Origin of the sequence: Promicromonospora sp. NPDC023987, assembly GCF_040639055.1 — a bacterium.
In the GTDB taxonomy this organism is placed as follows: domain Bacteria; phylum Actinomycetota; class Actinomycetes; order Actinomycetales; family Cellulomonadaceae; genus Promicromonospora.
Genome location: NZ_JBEZZF010000129.1, coordinates 1 through 6930 on the forward strand (window position 1 = coordinate 1; position 6930 = coordinate 6930).

Consider the following 6930-nt stretch of genomic DNA (forward strand, 5'->3'; position numbering starts at 1 on the left):
TCCGATCTCTTGTCGAGACCTGGGTAGGTCTCGACAAGCTCGACCAACGGCGGACGTCCGGCCAGTGGGTGCCGCGTCAGTCGCAGGTCACCGCCGGGTAGGTGTGCTCGGTGGTGACGCCGGCCGCCGTCACCGTGACGGAGCCTGCCTTCAGCGCCGTCGACCGCGCCGGGAACGTCTGGCGCCAGGTGTCACCGGGCTCCAGGCCCTGAGTCGCCCGCTTCCCGAGCGGGCCGGCGATCCGCACGTCGAGCGGCTCGTCCGAGACGTTCCGCATGCTGACCGTGAGGAACGCGCGCGGCCCGCGACAGACCGTCTCCGTCGTCACCTCGGTGGTCGCCGGGGCCCGGGACGCCGCGAGCGGCGACACCGTGATCCGGTCGACGATCGGCGCCCAGCGCGACCGCAGCGGGAAGTCGGGCCAGACGTCCGACGCGAAGGTGACGCCGTCGAAGTTCGGCGCCTCCTGCGAGCTCAGGGTGATCGTGTTCTCGCCCTCCTCCAGGTCGAGCACCACCGTCTTCTCCCAGAAGCTGTTCTCGTGGAACGAGTGCGGAAAGAGCACCGGGGCCGACGCGCCACCGTTCACCGAGATGTCCGCCCGGCGGGCGATCGGGTCCGGGTTGTAGTGCGACGCGGGCGACTGCTCCGGGTTCGAGTACCGCAGCACGACGGCGTGCGGGCCGGCCTGGCCGGCGTCGACCTGGAACGTCAGGGTGCTGCCGTTGTCCGGCTCTCCCCCGACGTCCGTCACTGCCTGGCCGCCCTCGGCGAGCGAGAGGTCGGACACCTTCGCCGAACCGGCGAGCTCGGCGTCCTCGGCCTGGTACTCCGTCGCCGCGAGCTCCCCCGTGCCGGGTGTCGTCGTCAACCGGTCGACGACGACACCGTCGCCGCCGCCGGTGACGACCACCTTGTTCACGCCGCCGGTCAGGTGTGCGGCCACCTCGTGGGTCCGCGCCGCCCGGCCCGGTGCGAGGTCGAGGACGTCGCGGCCGTTCACCGCGAGCGTGCCCGTGCCCGTGCCCGTGCCCGTGCCCGTGCCTAGCGTGTCGACGCCGAGCGTCGCCTCGGCGTCACGCGGCGCGTAGACCCAGAACGTGGCGGTCTCGCCGTCGGCCAGCTCGACGCCGCCGGCGCCGGAGATCTCCACCGGGTCGGCGCCGTCGGGCGCCTCGTACAGCGCCCGCCCGCCGTCGAGGGTCGCGTGCTCGGCCTCGTACACGGACGTCTCGGCGTCGGGGCCCGGCAGTGCCAGGGTGATGCGGTCGACGATCGCGTCACCCTGGGTGGCGCCGCCGTCGAGGCTCCGTGCCGCGAGCGAGATGGTGTGCGTGCCCGCCGTGAGGTCGACGGTCGTGTCGGCGTGGTCCCAGACCACCCACTTGTAGCCGAGCGGCAGGTGGAGCTCCTGCTCCGCCTCCCCGTCGACCCGCACGAACACGTTGGTCGGGCCCTGCTCCGCCACCGCCTCGTAGGTGTTCTGGCTGTTGGCGAACACCGACAGGTCGTAGGTACCGTCCTGGGGCACCGTGACCTCGAAGTCCAGCACCAGGTCAGAGCCGGTGCGCAGGCCGCCGACGTCGTACCCGCCGGACGTGTAGAACTTGCCCACGTCGGACGGTGAGCCCTCCGGTCCGTTCAGGCTGTAGCCGGAGCCGGTGTGCGTGGCGTCCTCCGCCTCGTAGCTGCCCTCCCAGGTCGTCGGCGCCGTGCTGGTGCTCTCGCCGACGCCCGCGGGCGTCACGACGATCTCGTACGCCGAGGACTCCCGCAGCAGCGGCAGCGCCTCCCCGTCGAACTCGACGACGACCTTCCCGTCGGTCACCGGCATCGTCGTCTCGGCGAGATGGCGCGGCTGCGCGGAGTCCCCGAGCTGGCCGGTCCAGGGGATCTCGCGCACGGTGACGCGGACGTCGTCGCCGAAGACGTCCTCCGGGACGTTCACGAGCTCGACCGGGGCGGCGCCGTCGGACCCGCCGACGATGGTGCGCGCCATCGCACGTTCCTCGTCCAGGGTGGCGACACCCTGCAGCGTGTAGTTCTCGCCCGGGAAGGGCGGCGTGACCTCGACCGTGTTCCCGCTCATCCGGGCGTACGCGTTGAACAGCCACCACTGGCCGTTGCCACGGTCGGACTGGACGGCGGAGTCGGACAGGTTGCCGTCGATGTTCCAGTACGCGATGTCGGCGTCGACCTTGGAGTCCTCGATGGCCGAGATCCACTGGATCATCTGGCCGGGGACCGAGGTGTGGTAGTTGAACGCGTACTCGTTGATGTTGATCGGCAGCTCGGTGCCGGCCAGGTCGCTGCCGGCGAAGACCTCGGCCTCCCAGTCCCGGTAGGTCGCCACGGACTCGCGGATCTTCTCCGGGTGTGACAGCTCGTGCCACGTGATGACGTCCGGGACGGTGCCGGCCTCGACGGCGTGCTCGAGGAAGCCCTTGACCTGGCTGTACAGGATGCTGGTGTTCGGGCCGGCGATGCGCGCCCCCGGCATCCGGTCCTTGATCAGGGTGTGGACCCGGTCCCAGGCGGCGAAGTAGTCCGTCGGGTCGTCGAGCCACGACGTGCCGTCGTAGCTCCACTGCCCGGTCCCGAACATGTTGCCCTCGGGCTCGTTGAACGGGACGAAGACGACGTTGTCCTGGTACTCCTCCGGGAGCTCGAGCACCTGGTCCACCTGCGTGGCGATCTTGTCCACGAAGGTGTCGAGCTTCTCCTCGGGTGTGTCGCCCGGCCACTGGTAGGGGAACCCCCGGTGGATGTCGGTCATGTAGATGTAGACGTCGCCGTCAGTGGCGTCGGCGAGCGGCCGGACCACCTCGAGCGCGTCAGCACCCGGGTGCTGGGGTCCGTCCTGCGCCTTGGTCGAGACCGTCCGGATCCCCATGCCCTCGATGAGGTTGTCGCTGGGCAGCCCGTCGCCGTAGAGCCCGTACAGCGTGCCGGACGCCCCGCCGTGGAACGCCCCGGTCGCCGAGCCGAGGTCGACCCGCAGCTCGCCCCGGTGCACGGTGACGGCAGCGGTCACCGGCGTGCCTGCCGCGTCACCCGTGACGGCGAACTCCCCCGGCTGCGCGTACTGCGCCGGGTCGATCGCGTCCCAGACCACCGGGACGTCGCGGTCGTAGCCGTCGGTGTAGGAGGCCCGCACCGCCTCGGGCAGCTCCGGCGCGCTCGCGACCGTCGTGCGCACCTCGAAGGTGTCCTTGGTCAGCTCCACCATGTCTGGCCTCTCTTCCACGAGCTCCGCCACCTGCTCGGCGCTCAGCGCGGCCTGGTACAGGCGGAAGTCGTCGATCGCGCCGTCCAGGAGCGGGTCGGGGTAGAACGACCGGCCGAGGTAGCCCGCCGACTGCGCGGCATCCGTGAGCAGGTCACCGGCTGCCGCGGTGGACCGCGCCGAGCCGACGGCCACACCGTCGAGGTAGGTGGTGAACTGGTCGGCCGCCGCGTCGAGCGTGACCGTGAGCGTCACCCAGTCCTCGGCACGCAGCGGCCCGTAGCCGCCGACCTGCGCCTCGCCCCCGCCGCCGTTCGTCGTGAGCGCGGTACGCAGGCGCCCGTCACCGTTCGACGGCGTGGCGAACAGGTAGCGCGTGGAGTCCGTGCCGAGGTCGAAGACCCGCTGCCACGCCCCTCCGGCGCCGTCCCAGCGGACCCGCGCCGAGACGGTGAGGTCCGTGGCGCCCTCCAGGGCGGCGCGCGGGATCGTCACGTACCCGCCGTCCGCCCCGCCGGGCAGGTCGAGCGCGGTGCCGCCGCCCCCGGTGTCGACCAGGCTGGTGGTACCGGAGATCGCCCCGTCCAGCCCGTTCCCCGAGGCATCGGGCACGACGTCGCCGGCGACGTCGTCCATCGTGTAGTGCAGGTGCGGCGCGGGGAGCGCCTGGGCTGTCGCCGGAGCCGCGAGCGCCGCGCCGGCCGTGCTGCCGGCGAGCGCCAGCGTCGCGAGAGTCGCCACGGCGGTGCGCAGGGGTCTGCGCCTGGCTGGTCCGCTGCGGGGTTCGCTACTGCGTGAAGGTGTCGTGCTCATCGTTGAGTGCCTTCCTTCTCATCGTGGGTTCGGAACTGGGGGTTCGTGGGGCTGGTGCGGCCCTGGAGGTCCGGGGCTGAATCGCCCGTCGAACCGGTTCGACGCTGCCCAGCCGGACAGGCCGCGCGCCGAGGTCGGCAGTCCGCATCGAGGTCGGTCCAGGCCTGTGCCGACCTCGATGCAAGGTGCCGACGTCGCGGGGGACGGCATCTAGGGCGTGCCCGGGGCCACGCGGCCGGTCGTGCGGCCGACCACGTGCGGCAGCGCGCCGTCGCGCAGGAACACCGGCACCACGTCGAGCGGAGCGTCGGCGCGCACGGTCACCCCGCCGTCGTGCACCTCGCCGGTGGCGGCGTCGGTCCAGCGGGCGCCCGCTGGGAGGTAGACGTCACGCTCGCGGGCGCCGGCGGTCAGCACTGGCGCGACGAGGACGTCCGGGCCCAGCAGGAACTGGTCGTCGACGTCCCAGGCCCGCGCGTCGTGGGGGAAGTCGTGGAACAGGCCGCGCATCACGGGCTGGCCGTCGGTGTGCGCGGCCCGCATGGCGTCGCGCACGTAGTCCCGCAGCGTCTCGCGCAGGTGGACGTAGCGTTCGAGCACGCCGTAGACCTCTTCCCCGAAGCTCCACAGCTCGTTCGGAGCGCCCGAGGCCAGGCGCGGTGAGCCGTCCGCCGCGACCACGTCCTCGCGGGGCAGCCGGTCGCCGTGCAGCCGCATGACCGGGCTGAACGCGCCGAGCTGGAACCAGCGCACGAGCAGCTCGTGGAAGGCCGGGTCGGTGACGTCGCCCCGGTGGAACCCGCCGATGTCCGTGGTGAACCACGGGATCCCCGCGACTCCCATGTGGATGCCCGCGGTGACCTGGCGGGCGAGATCCTCGAACGTCGAGGAGATGTCGCCGGACCACGCCAGCGCCCCGTACCGCTGGCTGCCCGCCCACACGCAGCGGACCAGGTTGACGACCTCATTTTCACCGGCAGAGCTCCCGGCGTCGGCCCGCTGGCCCTCGTAGAAGGCGCGCGCGAACGCCTGCGGGTAGACGTTGCCTACGCGCAGGGCGGGACCGAGGTGGTACCGGAAGGCGTCGTAGTCGTAGACGCCGTACTCCGGCTCGGCCTCGTCCAGCCAGAACGTGCGGATGCCGTGGGCGCCGTAGTTGCGCCGGCAGGTCTCCCAGAGCCAGCGCCGCGTCTCGGGGTTGGTCACGTCGAGGAACGTGCTGGGGCCCTGGAACGACATGTGGACGTCGAGCCCGCGGTCGGCGCGGACCAGCAGGTTGTTCCGGCGCAGATAGGAGTCGTTCTCCGACTCGAGCGACACCTGCGGCCAGACCGAGACCATGAGCTCGGCGCCGAGCTCGCGCAGCTCGTCGACCATCGCCGCCGGGTCGGGCCAGAACTCCTCCTCGAACCGGTAGTCGCCCATCTTCGGCCAGTGGAAGAAGTCGGAGACGATGACGTCCAGCGGCAGCCCGCGCCGACGGTGCTCGCGCGCGACCTCCAGCAGCTGCTCCTGGTTCCAGTACCGCAGCTTGCACTGCCAGAAGCCGAGCCCGCGCTCCGGCATCATCGGCGCGTGCCCCGTCGCGTCGGCATAGGCGCGTGAGATCTGCGCGGGCGTGCGCGCGGCGGTGACCCAGTAGTCGAGCTGCTTCGTCGACTCGGCGTGCCACTCGGTGCGGTTGCGGGCGAACGTCGCGCGCCCGATCGCCGGGTCGTGCCAGAGGAACCCGTACCCGCCGCTCGACATCACGAACGGCACGCTCGCCTGGGAGTTGCGGTGCGCCAGCTCGAGCGTGGAGCCCTTGAGGTCCAGGACGTGCTGCTGATACTGCCCCATCCCGTACAGCTTCTCGTCCGGGTCCGACTGGAACGACGCCGTGAGGGTGTGCCCGTCGTCGCCGAGCCGCGGGCGGAAGTTCCGCGCGCGCAGCTGGAGCGAACCGCCGCGGTCGATCTCGCGCAGCAGCAACCGGCCCTCGGCGTCGTAGAAGGCCAGCTCGCAGTGCGACACCTCGTAGCCGACGACCTCGTGGAACCCGGTGCTCGTCGTGAGCTCCACCCGGAGACCGCCGTTGACGAGCGTCGCGCCGTCGGCCCGGAGCTCGACCCGAGCGCTCTCGTGCGCGGCGGCGTCTGCCTCGATGGCGGGCGGCAGCAGCGCCCAGTCGGTGTCCTCTACGTCGCCGAGGACCGTCGCGCGCACCCGCACGCTGTCCCGGCCCCACGGCTCGACGACCAGGGTCTCGCCACCGCCCCGCCAGGTCAGGCGTGCGCCGTCGGCGCGGACGGGCAGGTCGGCCAGGTCCGCGGTGGGGACCGGCGTGGTGGGGTCGGTCATCGGGACTCCTCGTGTCGGGCAGTGGGAACAAAGACGCGCATGGTCGACGGGCCGCGCTCGGCCCAGCGGTGATACGGCACCAGGGTCAGGTCGTACGCCGCTGCCCCGGTGTCCGACGTCGGGGCAGCGGCGAACGGCGGGGTGCCCGCTCCGGCCCCGGGCAGCGGCACCGCGACGGCGCGCACCACCGCGCCGTCGCCCTGTGCGCGGGGCGCCACAGCCGGGTCGAGCCGCACCTGTTCGAGCAGCACACCGTCGGGCAGGTCCACCGATTCCAGCGCGAGCACGAGCGGGCCTCGCTCGACCGCGACGGTGCCGCACACGGCGTCGACCCGCGGGTCGGGCCAGGTCAGACGCGGGCCCACCGGCAGGTCGAGCGTCACGACGTCGCCGACCGCCAAGGTGTGTCCCGGGAGCGAGCCGTGCCGGGCCTGCGGCCCTGACCCGGCGTTCTCGGTACGCCGAGTCAGGGCCGCGGGGCCCCCCGCCCCCCGGGGCCCCCAAGCGGTAACGGCGGGAGGTGGGGTGGGGGGGGGGTGTGGGAGAGTTTT

3 protein-coding genes are annotated in these 6930 nt (G+C 72.4%); all 3 read right to left on the reverse strand.

Annotated features, from left to right (window positions below):
- Window positions 1-76: 76 nt before the first annotated feature.
- The 3 genes from AB0F40_RS27025 to AB0F40_RS27035 all read right to left on the reverse strand — a co-directional run bounded on the left by AB0F40_RS27025 (window position 77) and on the right by AB0F40_RS27035 (window position 6780).
- On the reverse strand, window positions 77-4039 hold the full coding sequence (locus AB0F40_RS27025) for a LamG-like jellyroll fold domain-containing protein (RefSeq protein ID WP_357475322.1): 3963 nt from the start codon (window positions 4037-4039) through the stop codon (window positions 77-79).
- A 210-nt stretch (window positions 4040-4249) separates the two neighbouring features.
- Complete coding sequence (locus AB0F40_RS27030) at window positions 4250-6379, reverse strand: TIM-barrel domain-containing protein (protein ID WP_357475324.1); 2130 nt, start codon at window positions 6377-6379, stop codon at window positions 4250-4252.
- A complete protein-coding gene (locus AB0F40_RS27035; protein WP_357475326.1) occupies window positions 6376-6780 on the reverse strand; it encodes a hypothetical protein in 405 nt (134 codons plus the stop codon). Before AB0F40_RS27035 ends, AB0F40_RS27030 begins: the two co-directional genes overlap by 4 nt.
- Between the last annotated feature and the right edge of the window lie 150 nt (window positions 6781-6930).